Origin of the sequence: Streptomyces sp. NPDC047000, assembly GCF_040644295.1 — a bacterium.
GTDB lineage: Bacteria > Actinomycetota > Actinomycetes > Streptomycetales > Streptomycetaceae > Streptomyces.
This window is the reverse complement of record NZ_JBEYWE010000009.1, coordinates 101,233-117,680: the sequence shown is the minus strand read 5'-3', so window position 1 is coordinate 117,680 and position 16,448 is coordinate 101,233. Positions and strand designations below refer to the sequence as shown.

Below are 16,448 nucleotides of genomic sequence, written 5' to 3'. Positions count from 1 at the left end.
CGCCCCCACCGGGGAACGCAGCCGGGCCTCACTCAAGACACGCAGGAGCAAGTGGTGATCGAAGAGACCCTCCTCGAGGCCGAGGAGAAGATGGAGAAGGCCGTCGTGGTCGCCAAGGAGGACTTCGCCGCGATCCGCACCGGCCGTGCGCACCCGGCGATGTTCAACAAGATCGTGGCCGACTACTACGGCGCGCCGACCCCGATCAACCAGCTGGCCTCGTTCTCCGTGCCCGAGCCGCGCATGGCCGTGGTGACCCCGTTCGACAAGACCGCGCTGCGCAACATCGAACAGGCGATCCGCGACTCCGACCTGGGCGTCAACCCGAGCAACGACGGCAATATCATCCGGGTGGTGTTCCCCGAGCTCACCGAGGAGCGCCGCCGCGACTACATCAAGGTCGCCAAGCACAAGGCGGAGGACGCCCGCGTCTCCATCCGCTCGGTGCGCCGCAAGGCCAAGGACGCGATCGACAAGCTGATCAAGGACGGCGAGGTCGGCGAGGACGAGGGCCGCCGCGCGGAGAAGGAGCTCGACGACCTCACGGCGAAGTACGTCGCCCAGGTGGACGAGCTCCTCAAGCACAAGGAATCGGAACTCCTCGAAGTCTGATGAGCGACTCTTCCTGGCGGGCGGCGCCACAGGCCGGATACTGGGGGCCGTCCGCGCAAGGACCGGTCCCGGGCACCGCGCACGGGCCGGTCCCGGGGGCCGTCCCGGCGGCTCCCGCGTACGATGCGCCTGAGGCGCAGCAGACCCGCCCCATGCCCGTCGTACCCAGCGTGTCCGGCGTACCCGCGTTCGGCGGGGGCCAGGACGACGGACGGGCGGCCGCTCGGCCGAGCGGCCGCCCGTTCCGAGCCGAGCAGAATCCGGAGCCCATGCACGACGCCCCGCAGCCGGCGCCCGCACCGCAGAAGAAGAGCGCGGGCCGCAACCTCGGCGCGGCCATAGGCGTCGGTGTCGGCCTCGGTGTCGTGATCGTGGCGTCCCTGTTCGTGGTGAAGGCCGTCTTCGTCGGCGTGGTCGCCGTCGCCGTCGTGGTGGGCCTGTGGGAGCTGACCAGCCGGCTGCGGGAGCGCAAGGAGATCAGGGCGCCCCTGATACCCCTCGCGGCGGGCGGCGCCGCGATGGTCGTCGCCGGCTATGTGCGCGGGGCGCAGGGCGCCTGGGTGGCGATGGCGTTCACCGCGCTCGCGGTCCTGGTCTGGCGGATGGCGCAGCCGCCGGAGGGCTATCTCAAGGATGTGACGGCGGGCGTCTTCGCGGCGTTCTACGTCCCCTTCCTGGCCACGTTCGTCGCGATGATGCTCAAGGCGGACGACGGCGCGTGGCGGGTGCTGGTTTTCCTGCTGCTGACCGTGGTCAGCGACACCGGTGCGTACGCCGTCGGCTGGCGCTTCGGCACGCACAAGCTCGCCCCGCGGATCAGTCCCGGCAAGACCCGTGAGGGCCTGTTCGGCGCCGTGGCGTTCTCGATGGCGGTGGGCGCGCTGTGCATGCAGTTCCTCATCGACGACGGCGCCTGGTGGCAGGGACTGCTGCTGGGGCTCGCGGTCGCGGTCAGCGCCACGCTGGGTGACCTCGGCGAGTCGATGATCAAGCGGGACCTGGGCATCAAGGACATGGGCACCCTGCTGCCGGGCCACGGCGGCATCATGGACCGGCTGGACTCGCTGCTGCCGACCGCGCCGGTGGTGTGGCTGCTGCTGGTGGCCTTCGTCGGTTCCTCCTGAGGTTCCCGCCGCCGTCACGCGCTTGCCCGCCCCGGGGGATGGCCCGAGGGGCGGGCGAGTGGGACGATGCGGGAGTAAGCCCTCAAAAGGGAGCATTCCGAGAGGAGGGCGTCATGTCCGCCTTCCACGACGAGCTCGACCTGGACCGCCGTCCCGAGGACGTCTGGTCCTACGTCATCGACCCCGGCCGGCTGCCGGAGTGGCAGGCCAGCGCCGTCTCGGCGAAGAAGCTCGACGACCGACCCTTCGGCGTGGGCTCCAGGGTCCGGGTCGTCCGGTACGTGGGCCGCCGCGAGATCCCGATGACCATGGAGTGCATCGAGTACGAGCCGGGCCACGCCTGGACGATGCGCGGTGTCGACGGCCCGGTCCGGGGCGTGTTCCACGGCGAGGTCGCACCGCTCGACGACGGCCGCCGTACGCACATGACGATGGACCTCGACTTCGAGGCCCACGGCATCGGCAGGGTCCTCGTCCCGCTGCTGGTCCGCTCCCAGGTCCGCCGGGAGATGCCCCGCAACGAACAACTCCTCAGGGACCACCTGGAACACACCACGGCATAGCCGCCGGCGCTGTCCGGCACGTGGACCCCCGGACCCTGCCCCGGCCGGGGACCGGGACCCGCCGCCGGGCCCCCAGCCGGCCCCGGTCCGGGACCCGGTGTCGGACGTGTCGGCGGGCGGGTTGTGGGGGCGGGAACGGGGTGGCGCGGGGCTGTCCGGGTGCGGGAAGGGGCACCGGAATCGATCTGCGACACTGGTAGCACCATGCCCAAGCCCGGAGAAGTCACCCTCATCGTCCCCCGTGGCGCGCGCCCGCCGCGGCATCTCGCCGACCTCACGCCCGCCGAACGCAAGGACGCGGTCGCCCAGGCCGGCGAGAAGCCGTTCCGCGCCAAGCAGCTCGCGCAGCACTACTTCGCCCGCTACGCGCACGACCCGGCGGAGTGGACCGACATCCCCGCCGCGAGCCGTGACAAGCTGCGCGAGGCGCTGTTCCCGGACCTGATGACGGTCGTGCGGCATGTGTCCACCGACCAGGGCACCACCCGCAAGACGCTGTGGCGGCTGTTCGACGGCACCCTCGTGGAGTCGGTGCTGATGCGCTACCCGGACCGGGTGACCATGTGCATCAGCTCGCAGGCCGGCTGCGGGATGAACTGCCCGTTCTGCGCGACCGGGCAGGCGGGCCTCGACCGCAACCTGTCCGCCGCCGAGATCGTGCACCAGATCGTCGACGGCATGCGCGCCCTGCGCGACGGCGAGGTGCCCGGAGGCCCGGCGCGGCTGAGCAACATCGTCTTCATGGGCATGGGCGAGCCGCTGGTCAACTACAACCGGGTGGTGCGGGCCATCCGCGCGCTCACCGACCCCGCCCCGGACGGTCTCGGCCTCTCGCAGCGCGGCATCACCGTCTCGACCGTCGGGCTGGTGCCCGCGATCCGCCGGTTCGCCGGCGAGGGCTTCAAGTGCCGCCTCGCGATCTCCCTGCACGCCCCCGACGACGAGCTGCGCAACACGCTCGTCCCGCTGAACACGCACTACTCGGTGCGTGAGGTGCTCGACGCCGGGTGGGAGTACGTCGAGAAGTCCGGCCGCCGGCTGTCCATCGAGTACGCCCTGATCCGGGACATCAACGACCAGGCATGGCGTGGTGACCGGCTCGGCCGTCTCCTCAAGGGCAAGCCGGTGCACGTCAACCTGATCCCGCTCAACCCGACGCCCGGCTCGAAGTGGACCGCGTCGCGGCCCGAGGACGAGAAGGCGTTCGTGGCGGCGATCGCGGCGCACGGGGTGCCGGTCACCGTCCGGGACACCCGCGGCCAGGAGATCGACGGGGCCTGCGGTCAGCTCGCGGCCACCGAGCGGTAACCTTGGGCCGTCGGCACAAGCCCGTGCCGGCAGGATCACATCTTCATATTCCGACAGGGGAGCGCCACAGCGCTGAGAGTGCGGCAACCGGTCCGCAGACCCTCTGAACCTCGCCCAGGTCATTCTGGGTAGGAAGTTCGGTCATCACTCGAGCTGTTGCGCCCTGCCCGGGCACCGGCGGAACCCTCCGCGGGTGCCCGGGCAGGGCCGCGTCTCTTCCTGGTCACCCCCAGGAGGAATCCAGTGCAGTACAAGACGTTCGTCGCCGCCGCGACCGGGTTCGGCCTCGTGGCACTGGCCACGCTGTCCGCGTGCGCGTCGTCCGACACCAAGAGCTCCTCCGGCTCCGGGTCCAAGACCGTGACCCTCGTCAGCCACGACTCGTGGGCCGTCTCCAAGAGCGTCCTCAAGGACTTCGAGAAGCAGTCCGGATACACGGTCAGGGTCCTGGAGAGCGGCGACGCCGGGCAGGCCGTCAACAAGGCGATCCTGACCAAGGACAACCCGCAGGGCGACGTCCTCTTCGGTGTCGACAACACCCTGCTCTCCCGCGCCCTCGGCAACGGCCTCTTCCAGCCCTACCGGGCCAAGGGCCTCGCCTCGGTGGGCGCCGCCTACCAGCTCGATGGGGGCAGGCACCGCGTCACACCCGTCGACTACGGCGACATCTGCGTCAACTACGACAAGGCGTACTTCAGCAAGCACGGGCTGACCCCGCCGCAGTCCTTCGACGACCTCGTCAAGCCGCAGTACAAGAACCTCCTGGTCACCGAGAACGCCGCCACCTCCTCGCCCGGCCTCGGCTTCCTGCTCGCCACCGCCGCCCGGTACGGCGACGGGAACTGGAGCGGCTACTGGAAGAAGCTCAAGGCCAACGGCGTGAAGGTGGTCGACGGCTGGGACCAGGCCTACAACGAGGAGTTCTCCGGCTCGGCGGGCGGCAGGAAGGCCGAGGCGGACCGGCCGCTCGTCGTGTCGTACGCCTCGTCGCCGCCCGCCGAGGTCGTCTTCGCCGACCCGCGGCCCACGACCGCGCCGACCGGGGTGTCGTACGGCACCTGTTTCCGGCAGATCGAGTTCGCCGGGCTGCTGAGCAACGCGAAGAACACCCGGGGCGGCAAGGCGTTCATCGACTTCCTGCTCTCCAGGGAGTTCCAGCAGGACATGCCGCTCAACATGTTCGTGTACCCGGTCGTCCGGGGTGCCTCGGTGCCCGCCGAGTTCACGAAGTACGGTCCGGCCGCCAAGGCCCCCGAGACCATGGCACCCGGCACGATCGCCGCCAACCGCGATGAGTGGGTCAAGCAGTGGACGTCCCTCGTCCTGAAGTAGCCCCCCGGGCCGGCCGCGCGGACCGGCGGACGCGGCGGCCATGGGCGGCGGGCGCGACGCGGCTGGGGCTGATGGCCCTGCCCGTCGCGTTCTTCGGCGTGTTCTTCGCCTACCCCGTCGCCGCGATCGTCGCCCGCGGCCTGCGCGTCGACGGGGTCTGGCGGCTCGGCCGGATCCCGGACGTCGTCGCCGACCCCGGGATCCGGCACGTCCTGTGGTTCACGCTCTGGCAGGCCCTCGCGTCCACCGCGCTCACGCTGCTGGTCGCGCTGCCCGCCGCGTACGTCTTCGCCCGTCTGGACTTCCCGGGCAAGCAGGTGCTGCGGGCCGTGGTCACCGTGCCGTTCGTGCTGCCGACGGTCGTCGTCGGTACGGCGTTCCTCGCGCTCGTCGGCCGCGGCGGACCGCTCGACCAGCTGTGGGGCGTACGCCTGGACACCACCGTGTGGGCGATCCTGCTCGCCCACGTCTTCTTCAACTACGCCGTGATCGTGCGCACCGTGGGCGGACTCTGGGCGCAGCTCGACCCTCGGCAGGAGGAGGCGGCGCGGATGCTCGGCGCCTCACCGTTCACCGCGTGGCGCAGGGTCACGCTGCCCGCGCTCGCCCCGGCGGTGGCCGCCGCCGCGCTGATCGTCTTCCTGTTCACCTTCACCTCCTTCGGCGTCGTCCAGATCCTCGGCGGGCCCACGTTCTCGACCCTGGAGGTCGAGATCTACCGGCAGACCTCCGAGATCTTCGACCTGTCCACGGCCGCCGTCCTCACCCTCGTCCAGTTCGCGGCGGTCGGCGCGATCCTCGCCGTGCACGCGTGGACGGTGCGGCGGCGGGAGAGCGCGCTCAGGCTGGTGGACGCGTCGGTCACCGCGCGCAGGCCGCGCGGCGCCGGGCAGCGGGCGCTGCTCGGCGGGGTCCTCGTCACCGTCGCCGTCCTGCTGGTGCTGCCGCTCGCCGTGCTGGTGCAGCGGTCCCTGGGCGCACCGGGCCTGGGCTACTACCGGGCGCTCACCCGTGACGACGGCGGGACCTTCCTGGTCGCGCCGATCACGGCGATCGGCACGTCGTTGCAGTACGCCCTCGCCGCCACCGGCATCGCCGTACTGGTCGGCGGCCTGGCCGCGGCGGCCCTCGCCCGGCGCGACGCCGGACGGCTGGTGCGCGGGTTCGACGCGCTGCTGATGCTGCCCCTCGGCGTCTCCGCGGTCACCGTCGGTTTCGGTTTCCTCATCGCGCTCGACGAGCCGCCGCTGGATCTGCGTTCCTCGTGGATCCTGGTGCCGCTCGCGCAGGCGCTGGTGGGGGTGCCGTTCGTGGTGCGGACCATGCTGCCGGTGCTGCGCGCGGTGGACACCCGGCTGCGGGAGGCGGCGGCGGTGCTCGGCGCGTCGCCGTGGCGGGTGTGGCGGGAGGTCGATCTGCCGCTGGTGCGGCGGGCGCTGCTGGTCGCGGCCGGCTTCGCGTTCGCCGTGTCGCTGGGCGAGTTCGGCGCGACGGTGTTCATCGCGCGGCCCGACCGGCCGACTCTCCCGGTGGCCGTGGCCCGGCTGATCGGACGGCCCGGTGATCTCAACTACGGCCAGGCCATGGCCCTCTCGACGATTCTGATGGTGGTGTGCGCGGTGGCGCTGCTGGTGCTGGAGCGGCTGCGGACGGACCGGACGGGGGAGTTCTGATGCTGCTGGGTCTGGAAGGTGCGACCGTACGGTTCGGCGGGCGGCCGGTGCTGGACGCCGTGGACCTGTCGGTCGCCGAGCACCAGGTGGTGTGCGTGCTCGGGCCCAGCGGCAGCGGCAAGTCCACGCTGCTGCGGGCGGTGGCCGGGCTTCAGCCGCTGGATGCCGGGCGGGTGCTGCTCGACGGACGCGACCAGTCGGGTGTGCCCGCGCACCGGCGCGGGGTCGGGCTGATGTTCCAGGACCACCAGCTGTTCCCGCAGCGCGACGTGGGCGGCAACGTGGCGTTCGGGCTGCGGATGCACCGCGCCGCGCGCGGCGAACAGCGCGAGCGGGTCGCGGAGTTGCTGGACATGGTGGGGTTGCCCGGCGCCGCCCGGCGGGCCGTGGCCGCGCTGTCCGGCGGTGAGCAGCAGCGGGTCGCGCTGGCCCGCGCCCTCGCGCCCCGGCCCCGGCTGCTGATGCTGGACGAGCCGCTGGGCCAGCTCGACCGCTCGCTCAGGGACCGGCTGGTCGTGGAACTGCGGGAACTGTTCGGCCGGTTGGGCACCACCGTGCTGGCGGTGACGCACGATCAGGGTGAGGCGTTCGCGCTCGCCGACCGGGTCGTGGTGATGCGGGACGGACGGATCGCCCAGTCCGGTACGCCCCTGGAGGTGTGGCAGCACCCGGCGGACGAGTTCGTGGCCCGCTTCCTGGGCTTCGACAACGTGGTGACGGCGACCGTCGCCGGTACGATCGCCCTCACGCCGTGGGGGAAGGTCCCGGTGCCCGAGGACGCTCTACAGGGCACCCGCACCCTGCTGGTGCGGCCCGCGGGGGTACGGCTGCTGCCGGCCGGCGAGGGCCTGCGCTGCACGGTGACCGCCCGCACCTTCAAGGGCACCCATGTCGCGGTCCGGCTGCGTCCCGGGGACGGCGGCCCGCCGCTGGAGGCGGCCTGCGCGCTGCGGGAGGCACCGGAGCCCGGCGCCGCGGTGGGTGTGGAGTTCGACGCGGCCGAGGTAGCCGTGCTCGGCTGACCCCGTCACGCCGGCCCCGACGCGCGTGCGGCCCGCCCCCACCGGGGACGGGCCGCACACGACGCGTACCGCGGCGGATCAGCTGCCGCTGTCCGCGGAGCCGCCGGTGCCGCGACGGCGCAGGCCGAGGAACACGGCGCCGCCGCCGACGACGACCAGGGCGGCCGCGATGCCGGCGATCAGACCGGTGTTGGAGTTCGCACCGGTCTCGGCGAGGTTGGAGTCGCCGACCGCCGGGGAGGGCGCGTTGTCCACGGTGCCCGCGGGCGCGGTGCTCGAGCTGCCGGAGGCGGACGGCGCCGGGGTGCCGGAGGCGGCCGGGGCCGAGGCGGAGTCCGACGGCGACGGGGAGTCGTCCGACGGAGCCGGGGTCGGGGTCGGGGTGTCCTCGGCCGCGCAGGCCTTGGACGGGGTGGTCAGGTTCGGCGAGATGTCCTTGTCGACGATGCTGCCGGCCTTGACGTGGACGCGGTAGACGGCGTTGGGCTGCCAGTCCTCCTCGAAGGTGACGGTGACACCCTCACGGGTGCCCTTGACCTCCGTGGGCTTGCCGACCTGCCGGGCGTCGGCGCCGTTGTTCTCCAGGAACACGGTGACGACGGCGGGGGTGCCGGAGCCGTCCTTGTCGGTGACGGTGATGACACCCTGGGAGCCGTTGCAGGTGGCTTCGGCGGAGAACTCGCTGATGTCGCAGGCGAGCGCGCTTCCGGCGGCGCTGAGCGCGAGCGCGGCCGAACCGGCGGCGACACCGAGGACGCGCACGGAGCGTGCGGTGCGGCGGGATATGGGGAAGATGGCCACTGTGCCCTTCACGGGATGCGCAATTGCGGGGGGTTGAGGGGGCGGCGGCATCGACACCTCTACGTCCGGGATCCGTTCGGTACCGGACGGCACTGAGGTTCCACCACCCCCAGGTGACTCACAGGTCTATAAGCGCGCCGTAAGAACTGTCAATGCGTAAGCTCACAACGGGCGTTGGATTTACCTTCTCATTGCCCGCCGAGACGTTTCAACGCCTCCGCCGCGTCCTCGATCCGGTCGACCAGGGCGATCCTGGACTCCATGCCCCGCCCGCGGGCCAGGGCCTGCAACAACGGCCAGGCGGGCAGCCGTTCGGTCCAGTGCGCGCGGTCCACGAGCACCATCGGGGTGGGCTCGCCGCGTGACCCGTAGTAGTTCGGCGTCGCGTTGTCGAAGATCTCCTGGACGGTTCCGGCGGCGCCCGGCAGGAACACCACTCCGGCGTCGGAGCGGGCCAGCAGGCCGTCCTCGCGGGTGGCGTTGGCGAAGTACTTGGCGATGTGCGCGGCGAACGCGTTCGGCGGCTCGTGGCCGTAGAACCAGGTCGGGATGCCGACGGAGGGGCCGCCGTCCGGCCACCGCTCGCGCACCTCGAACGCGGCGCCCGCCCAGTCGCTCACCGACGGGGTGAACCCGGGCGCGGCGGCCAGCAGCGGGAGGGCCTTGTCGAGCGCGTCGTCGTCGAACGGGGCCAGATAGGCACCGAGGTTGGCCGCCTCCATGGCGCCGGGGCCGCCGCCGGTGGCCACCGTGAGCCCGGCGCGGGCCAGTTCACGCCCGAGGCGGGCGGCACCGGCGTACTCGTCCGTCCCGCGCGCCATCGCGTGGCCGCCCATCACGCCCACCACCCGTGCGCCGGTGAGGAGTTCGTCGAGCGCGTCGGAGACGGCGTCGTCATGGACGGCGCGCAGCATCGACGCGAAGACGTCGCCGTCGGCCTTCGTCCGCTGGAACCAGGCGTACGCGCGGGCGTCCGGCGTCGCGTCGTAACCCCCCTTGCGCAGCGCGTCGAACAGCTCCTCCGGGGTGTAGACGAACCCGCGGTAGGGGTCGAAGGGCAGTCCGGGCACCGGCGGGAACACCAGGGCCCCGGCGGCCCGCACACGGGCGGCCGCACCGGGGTCCATGGGGCAGCCGAGGAAGACGGCGCCCTCGGTGTCGAGGGAGAGCAACGCGTTCGTGCGGCCGGTGAGATCGACGGCCTGGACGCGGTACCGGGAGAGGGTGCCCCGGGCGGCGACGACCTCGTCGAACTCGTCGAGGGACTCTATCTCGCGGTCGTGGGCGCGGCGGCGGGGCCGGGCGGGTATCGGAGGCACCCGCCCACTCTAGGTGTCCCGGCGGGCGGGGAAGGGGAGTTCAGCCCTGCACCGCCGCCGGGTCCATCCACACGATCTCCCAGGTGTGGCCGTCGAGGTCGTCGAAGGAACGGCCGTACATGAAGCCCTCGTCCGTCGGCTCGCCCGTGGCCCTGCCGCCCGCCGCGATCGCCTTGCCGACCAGCTCGTCGACCTTCTCCCGGCTCTCCGCGCTGAGGCAGAGCAGCACCTCGCTGGTCCGGGTGGGGTCGGCGATCTCCTTCCGCGTGAAGTCGGCGTAGCGCCGCTTGCCCAGCAGCATCGCGATGATGGTGTCGCTGATCACGACACAGGCGCAGTCGTCGGTGGTGAACTGCGGGTTGATCGTGTAGCCGAGCTCGGTGAAGAACTTCTTCGAGGCGTCGACGTCGTCGACGGCCAGGTTCACGAAGATCATCTGCTGGTACATGGGGCTCTCCCGTCCGGGGGTGTGCGGTTCCGCCGTGCCGGCGTCCGGCGTCGTTCGATGGGTGGACCCCGGACCGCCGCGGAACTCATCGGCGGTCCGGGACCTTTTCCCCGGCGGCCGCCGTCACCGCGTCAGCGGGAGCGCCGCGAGCGCCGCCACGAGCGCGGTGAGCGGACCGAACAGGGCGAGCAGCGCACCCGCGCGCAGGGCCGCCGCGCCGCGCAGCAGGGTCACCGGGGCTCCCAGGCGCAGCAGGGCCGCCATGCTGTCCGCGCGGGCCAGCCTGGCCTCCACCGCGGCGGTGAGCAGCGTCGCGACCGCGCAGCCGCTGACGACCAGCGCACCCAGCAGGGTCAGCGGTCCGAAGGAGGAGCCGCCCGTGCCGGACAGGACGCTCATCGCGTACCCGCCCGCGGCCACCGCGCACACCACGCCCAGCGGACGGCCGATGCGGTGCGCCTCCGCCATCAGCACGCGTCCGCCGAGCAGCCGCAGGGCGCCGGGGCGCAGGACCTGGAGCAGCCGGCCGGACAGATAGGTCAGGCCGGGACCGGCGAGGGCCAGGCCGAGCACGGTCAGCACCCAGCCGACGAGCACCGTGACCGGTCCGCCCGCGAGTCCGCCGGGCATGCTCACGCCGCCCTGGCCGGACTGCGCGGCGGCCCGGCCCGCGTAAGCCTCCACGGCCAGACCGGCCGCGGTGACGGCGATGCCCCAGGGCAGCTCACGGGGCACCTCGTAGGGGTGCGCGGGTGCGGGCGGGGCGGGCAGGACACCGGTCCAGGCGAGGGGGGCGGGGAAGGACGCGGCCGGGGGCGTGCGGAGGGCGGTGCCGCCGCGCCTCGGGTGCCCGTTCGCCGGGTCCGCCGTGCCTGCGGTGCCCGCCGTGTCTGTGGTACCGGGTGTGTCCGTCAGGGAGCCGGTCGCGGCCGGTGGCAGAGGCGGGGCCCCGGTCGGGGTGCCGCCGTCGGCCGCGCCCCGGGCCGTACCCCGGTCGCCCGCGGCACCGCGGCCCGGCGTACCGTCCACCGGTGCGCCCCGGCGCCGTTCGCGGGGCCGCAGGACCAGCGCCACCGCCAGCGACGCCGTCACCGGTGGCAGCGCGAGGAGGGTCACCGCGCCCGGCACCGGCAGCGCCAGGCCCGTCGCGAGGAAGCCGGCCGTCGCCGCGCCGGTGAAGGGCCGCCCGGTGAGATCACCGCGCAGTTGCAGGAAGCAGAGCAGGGCGGCAGCCGAGCCCAGGGCGCCCGAGAGGGCGGTCGTGGTCGCCGAGACCGCCATCAGCCGCCCGGGACCCAGGCCGATCGCGGACAGCCCGGGGCGTGGCCGGGTGCCGGGGTCGGTGCGGGCCACCGCGACCGCGAGGTACACCGTGGCGGCCAGCGGCACCCCGCACCAGGCGAGCCGCAGCGCGGACGCGGCGGTCGCCTGCGGATGGCCCAGCGCGTCGCCGAGCACGCACAGCAGCAGGAAGGCGGTGCCCGCCGACGCCGCCGTCACCAGCAGCCGGCGCAGCTGTACGGCGGGCCGCGCGCAGCGGCTCAGACGGAGAGCGAGCACGCGGCCCGGCCCTCCTCCGGCTCGGCGACCGGCGGCAGATGCACGGTCGTCACGCGCCGCCCGTCCAGCAGCGGCACCGTACGGTCGGCGAGCGCCGCGGTCTCCGCGTCGTGGGTGGCGAGGACGACGGTGATGCCGTGCGAGCGGGCCGCCGTGGTGAGCGTGCGCAGCACGTGCCCGCGGTCCGCGCGGTGCAGCGGTGCCGTCGGCTCGTCGGCGAACAGCACCGTGGGGGAGGGGGCGAGGGCGCGGGCGATGGCGATGCGCTGGCGCTCGGCCTGCCGCAGCTCGCCGGGGTGCCTGCGGGCGGTGGCACCGACGTCGAGGCGGTCCAGCCACTCCTGCGCGGCCGCCCTGGCACGGCGTCGCCCGGTGCCGCGCAGCATGAGCGGCAGCGCGGTGTTCTCCCAGACGGTCAGCTCGGGCACCAGCACCGGCACGGGGTCGATCCAGCCGAAGCGGTCGCGGCGCAGCCGTTCGCGGGCGAACGGGCCCAGGGTGTGGATCGGGCTGCTGTTGAACCAGACCTCGCCCTGCTGGGCCCGCGCGAGCCCCGACAGACAGCGCAGCAGCGTGGTCTTGCCGCTGCCGCGCGGGCCGCCCACGGCGAGGATCTCGCCCTCGCGGACGCTCAGCGAGACCCCGCTGAGCGCGGGCGAGCCGTCGGGATGGGTGAAGTGCAGGGACCGTGCCCAGAGCACGTCGTTGTCCGGCGGGGCCACCATGGCGTACACCTCGGTTCAGATCAGGAATGCCGTGCGCGGAATGCGGAGTCCCCCGTACGGGGGAACGAAGGCAGGGCCGATCGGTCACTGGCACGCTAGGCAGGCGGTGGCGCCGCGCCGGACAGCACGCGGCCCCGGGCCGCCGTTTCTCACTCGAACGGACGGCACCGGGGCACGGGTTGACCAGCGGCCGGCCGATCACGGGGATCGGCCGGGCGGTGATCACCGGGTGGGCGGGCCGGTGATCACGGGGTGGGCGGGCCGGGTGGCCGCCGGGCTCAGAGCTTCGTCCAGGCCTCCGACAGCGAGGCGCGCAGGATCTGCTCGATCTCGTCGAAGGTCTGCTGATCCGAGATCAGCGGCGGGGCGAGCTGGACGACCGGGTCGCCGCGGTCGTCGGCACGGCAGTACAGGCCGTTGTCGAAGAGGGCCTTGGAGAGGAAGCCGTACAGCACGCGCTCCGTCTCCTCGTCGTCGAACGACTCCTTGGTGTGCTTGTCCTTGACGAGTTCGATGCCGTAGAAGAAGCCGTTGCCGCGGACGTCGCCGACGATCGGCAGGTCGTGCAGCTTCCGCAGGGTGGAGAGGAACGCGCCCTCGTTGTCCAGGACGTGCTGGTTGAGGTTCTCGCGCTCGAACAGGTCGAGGTTGGCGAGGCCCACCGCCGCCGACACGGGGTGGCCGCCGAAGGTGTAGCCGTGCAGGAAGGTGTTGTCGCCCTGGTAGAACGGCTCGGCGAGCCGGTCGGAGACGATGCACGCGCCGATCGGGGAGTAGCCCGAGGTCATGCCCTTGGCGCAGGTGATCATGTCGGGTACGTAGTCGAACTTGTCGCAGGCGAACATCGTGCCGAGGCGGCCGAAGGCGCAGATGACCTCGTCCGACACGAGCAGCACGTCGTACTGGTCGCAGATCTCGCGGACCCGCCGGAAGTAGCCGGGCGGTGGCGGGAAGCAGCCGCCGGCGTTCTGTACGGGCTCCAGGAAGACCGCGGCGACGGTCTCCGGGCCCTCGAAGAGGATCTGCTGCTCGATCTGGTCGGCGGCCCAGCGGCCGAACGCCTCGGGGTCGTCGCCGTGGATCGGGGCGCGGTAGATGTTGGTGTTGGGGACCTTGTGCGCGCCCGGCACCAGCGGCTCGAAGGGGGCCTTCAGGGCCGGCAGGCCGGTGATGGACAGGGCGCCCTGCGGGGTGCCGTGGTAGGCGACCGCGCGCGATATGACCTTGTACTTGGTGGGCTTGCCGGTCAGCTTGAAGTACTGCTTGGCGAGCTTCCAGGCGGTCTCGACGGCCTCGCCGCCGCCCGTGGTGAAGAAGACCTTGTTCAGATCGCCCGGCGCGTGGTGCGCGAGCCGCTCGGCCAGCTCCACGGCCTTCGGGTGGGCGTAGGACCACACCGGGAAGAACGCCAGCTCCTGCGCCTGCTTGAAGGCCGTCTCGGCGAGTTCGGTGCGGCCGTGACCGGCCTGGACCACGAACAGACCCGCGAGACCGTCCAGGTAGCGCTTGCCCTTGTCGTCGTAGATGTAGGTGCCCTCGCCGCGCACGATGGTCGGCACGGGGGCGTTCTCGTACGAGGACATGCGGGTGAAGTGCATCCACAGGTGGTCGTACGCGGTTCGGCTGAGGTCCTTCGAGGTCACGGTTATCGGGTTCCCCACATGTAGGTCTGCTTCTTGAGCTTGAGGTAGACGAAGCTCTCGGTGGAGCGCACGCCGGGCAGTGCCCTGATGCGTTTGCTGATGACTTCCAGGAGGTGGTCGTCGTCCTCGCAGACGATCTCGGCGAGGACGTCGAACGAGCCCGCGGTCATCACCACGTACTCGACTTCCGGCATGGCGCTCAGCGCGTCGGCCACGGGTTCGAGGTCGCCGTCGGCTCTGATGCCGACCATCGCCTGGCGGCGGAAGCCCACGGTGAGCGGGTCCGTCACGGCGACGATCTGCATCACGCCCTGGTCGAGCAGCTTCTGGACGCGCTGGCGCACGGCCGCCTCCGACAGGCCCACGGCCTTGCCGATCGCGGCGTACGGCCGGCGGCCGTCCTCCTGCAACTGCTCGATGATGGCGAGGGAGACGGCATCCAGATGCGGGGTGCCGTTCCCGGACTCGCGGGAGCCCCTCGGTTCTGCGCTTCGACTGGCCACGGGCTCACTGTGCACGACCCCTCGTCGGTTTCGCAAGGCTGTAGCGATGAAATTCGTTGTTTACGCACCCGAGACATGCGAAATCCGCAGCATTACTCCGATCGGGGGTGTTGAAAACGTGGGCCCGCCGATTAGTGTGGGTGTCCCGGCGACCGGACGGTCACGCCTGTCCGGACCGGTCGGGACCCGCACGACACCCCACCCACCCAGCACAGTTGGAACCCCGACAGGAGGCCGGCAGTGAGCACCGAGCTGCGTCGTTTGCGCAACTACATCGGCGGTGAGTTCCGGGACGCCGCCGACGGACGGACCACCGAGGTGGTCAACCCCGCGACCGGCGAGGCGTACGCGACCGCTCCGCTGTCCGGACCCGCGGACGTGGACGCCGCCATGGCGGCCGCCGCCGCGGCCTTCCCGGGCTGGCGCGACACCACCCCGGCCGCGCGCCAGCGGGCCCTGCTGAAGATCGCCGACGCGTTCGAGGAGCGGGCGGAGGAACTCATCGCCGCCGAGGTGGAGAACACCGGCAAGCCCGTCGGGCTCACCCGCGACGAGGAGATCCCGCCGATGGTGGACCAGATCCGCTTCTTCGCGGGCGCGGCGCGGATGCTGGAGGGCCGCTCGGCCGGCGAGTACATGGACGGGCTGACCTCGATCGTCCGCCGCGAGCCGGTCGGCGTCTGCGCGCAGGTCGCGCCGTGGAACTACCCGATGATGATGGCCGTGTGGAAGTTCGCCCCGGCGATCGCCGCCGGCAACACGGTCGTCCTCAAGCCCTCGGACACCACCCCCGCCTCCACCGTCCTGATCGCCGACATCCTCGGCTCGATCCTGCCCGAGGGCGTCTTCAACGTCGTCTGCGGCGACCGCGACACCGGCCGGCTGATGGTCGAGCACCCCACTCCGGCGATGGCCTCCATCACCGGCTCGGTGCGCGCCGGCATGTCCGTCGCCGGTTCCGCGGCCAAGGACGTCAAGCGCGTCCACCTGGAGCTGGGCGGCAAGGCGCCGGTCGTGGTCTTCGAGGACACCGACATCCCCAAGGCCGTCGAGGGCATCTCCGTCGCGGGCTACTTCAACGCCGGCCAGGACTGCACGGCGGCCACCCGCGTCCTGGTCCAGGAGTCCGTCCACGACGAGTTCGTCGCGGCGCTCGCGAAGGCGGCGGCCGAGACGAAGACCGGTCTGCCGGACGACGAGGACGTGCTCTACGGGCCCCTCAACAACCCGGACCAGCTGGCGCAGGTCGCCGGCTTCATCGAGCGCCTCCCCGCCCACGCCAAGGTCGAGACCGGCGGCCATCAGGTCGGCGAGAAGGGCTACTTCTACGCCCCGACCGTCGTCTCCGGGCTCCGACAGGACGACGAGATCGTCCAGAAGGAGGTCTTCGGCCCGGTCATCACCGTCCAGTCCTTCACCGACGAGGACCAGGCCGTCGAGTGGGCCAACGGCGTCGAGTACGCCCTCGCCTCGTCCGTCTGGACCAAGGACCACGGCCGCGCCATGCGCATGTCCAAGAAGCTCGACTTCGGCTGCGTGTGGATCAACACCCACATCCCGCTGGTCGCGGAGATGCCCCACGGCGGCTTCAAGAGGTCCGGCTACGGCAAGGACCTCTCGGCGTACGGCTTCGAGGACTACACGCGCATCAAGCACGTGATGACGTCCCTCGACGGCTGACCACCGGGGACCGGCCGCCGGGGCAGAACCGGACGGTCGCGGGCAAAAGAAAAGGGAAAGGGGCGTTCCCGCTCCTCTCCACTCTTAACCTATAGCGCACGGGGGGCCTTGCCGCAAGGCCCCCCGCCTGGCGCA

At 72.2% G+C, this 16,448-nt stretch carries 15 protein-coding genes and 1 riboswitch; of the genes, 8 read left to right on the top strand and 7 right to left on the bottom strand.

All coding sequences use genetic code 11. The annotated features are described in order from the left end of the window. Window positions 1–54 precede the first annotated feature (54 nt). The 7 genes from frr to ABZ862_RS16915 all read left to right on the top strand — a co-directional run bounded on the left by frr (window position 55) and on the right by ABZ862_RS16915 (window position 7,634). Window positions 55–612, top strand: coding sequence for a ribosome recycling factor (gene frr / locus ABZ862_RS16945; RefSeq protein ID WP_360958437.1), 558 nt, complete (start codon window positions 55–57; stop codon window positions 610–612). Beyond that, window positions 612–1,736, top strand: coding sequence for a phosphatidate cytidylyltransferase (locus tag ABZ862_RS16940; protein ID WP_360958434.1), 1,125 nt, complete (start codon window positions 612–614; stop codon window positions 1,734–1,736). Before frr ends, ABZ862_RS16940 begins: the two co-directional genes overlap by 1 nt. Before the next feature lie 113 nt (window positions 1,737–1,849). Beyond that, the gene (locus ABZ862_RS16935) at window positions 1,850–2,299 is read left to right on the top strand and encodes an SRPBCC family protein (RefSeq protein WP_360958430.1); all 450 of its coding nucleotides are present in this window, start codon (window positions 1,850–1,852) and stop codon (window positions 2,297–2,299) included. Between the two features lie 204 nt (window positions 2,300–2,503). Next, window positions 2,504–3,607 carry a 23S rRNA (adenine(2503)-C(2))-methyltransferase RlmN gene (gene rlmN / locus ABZ862_RS16930; RefSeq protein WP_360958427.1) on the top strand — a complete coding sequence of 368 codons (1,104 nt, stop codon included), beginning with the start codon at window positions 2,504–2,506 and terminating at the stop codon, window positions 3,605–3,607. 45 nt (window positions 3,608–3,652) lie between these two features. Then, window positions 3,653–3,760, top strand: a riboswitch (TPP riboswitch). A gap of 90 nt (window positions 3,761–3,850) precedes the next feature. Then, entirely contained in the window at window positions 3,851–4,939 is a 1,089-nt protein-coding gene (locus ABZ862_RS16925) for a thiamine ABC transporter substrate-binding protein (RefSeq protein ID WP_360958424.1), read from the top strand. 71 nt (window positions 4,940–5,010) lie between these two features. After that, the gene (locus ABZ862_RS16920) at window positions 5,011–6,612 is read left to right on the top strand and encodes an iron ABC transporter permease (RefSeq protein ID WP_360958421.1); all 1,602 of its coding nucleotides are present in this window, start codon (window positions 5,011–5,013) and stop codon (window positions 6,610–6,612) included. After that, on the top strand, window positions 6,612–7,634 hold the full coding sequence (locus ABZ862_RS16915; protein ID WP_360958418.1) for an ABC transporter ATP-binding protein: 1,023 nt from the start codon (window positions 6,612–6,614) through the stop codon (window positions 7,632–7,634). Before ABZ862_RS16920 ends, ABZ862_RS16915 begins: the two co-directional genes overlap by 1 nt. Before the next feature lie 78 nt (window positions 7,635–7,712). Here ABZ862_RS16915 and ABZ862_RS16910 read toward each other — a convergent pair whose 3' ends face one another. The 7 genes from ABZ862_RS16910 to ABZ862_RS16880 all read right to left on the bottom strand — a co-directional run bounded on the left by ABZ862_RS16910 (window position 7,713) and on the right by ABZ862_RS16880 (window position 14,648). Next, window positions 7,713–8,447: an LAETG motif-containing sortase-dependent surface protein gene (locus ABZ862_RS16910; protein WP_360958415.1), complete on the bottom strand. Its 735-nt coding sequence runs from the start codon at window positions 8,445–8,447 to the stop codon at window positions 7,713–7,715. Between the two features lie 176 nt (window positions 8,448–8,623). Then, entirely contained in the window at window positions 8,624–9,754 is a 1,131-nt protein-coding gene (locus ABZ862_RS16905) for an LOG family protein (RefSeq protein ID WP_360958412.1), read from the bottom strand. Window positions 9,755–9,794: 40 nt separating this feature from the next. Continuing rightward, complete coding sequence (locus tag ABZ862_RS16900; protein WP_360958409.1) at window positions 9,795–10,202, bottom strand: VOC family protein; 408 nt, start codon at window positions 10,200–10,202, stop codon at window positions 9,795–9,797. Window positions 10,203–10,325: 123 nt separating this feature from the next. Then, complete coding sequence (locus ABZ862_RS16895) at window positions 10,326–11,762, bottom strand: hypothetical protein (RefSeq protein WP_360958406.1); 1,437 nt, start codon at window positions 11,760–11,762, stop codon at window positions 10,326–10,328. Then, complete coding sequence (locus tag ABZ862_RS16890) at window positions 11,744–12,487, bottom strand: ATP-binding cassette domain-containing protein (protein ID WP_360958403.1); 744 nt, start codon at window positions 12,485–12,487, stop codon at window positions 11,744–11,746. The genes ABZ862_RS16895 and ABZ862_RS16890 overlap by 19 nt, the downstream gene beginning before the upstream one ends. A 278-nt stretch (window positions 12,488–12,765) precedes the next feature. Then, complete coding sequence (locus ABZ862_RS16885) at window positions 12,766–14,148, bottom strand: aspartate aminotransferase family protein (protein WP_360958400.1); 1,383 nt, start codon at window positions 14,146–14,148, stop codon at window positions 12,766–12,768. After that, complete coding sequence (locus ABZ862_RS16880) at window positions 14,133–14,648, bottom strand: Lrp/AsnC family transcriptional regulator (RefSeq protein ID WP_360958397.1); 516 nt, start codon at window positions 14,646–14,648, stop codon at window positions 14,133–14,135. The genes ABZ862_RS16885 and ABZ862_RS16880 overlap by 16 nt, the downstream gene beginning before the upstream one ends. 225 nt (window positions 14,649–14,873) lie before the next feature. Between ABZ862_RS16880 and ABZ862_RS16875 the strand changes: the two genes are divergently transcribed. Then, window positions 14,874–16,313 (top strand): gamma-aminobutyraldehyde dehydrogenase, encoded by a 1,440-nt coding sequence (locus ABZ862_RS16875; RefSeq protein ID WP_360958394.1) that lies wholly within the window; start codon window positions 14,874–14,876, stop codon window positions 16,311–16,313. Window positions 16,314–16,448: the final 135 nt, after the last annotated feature.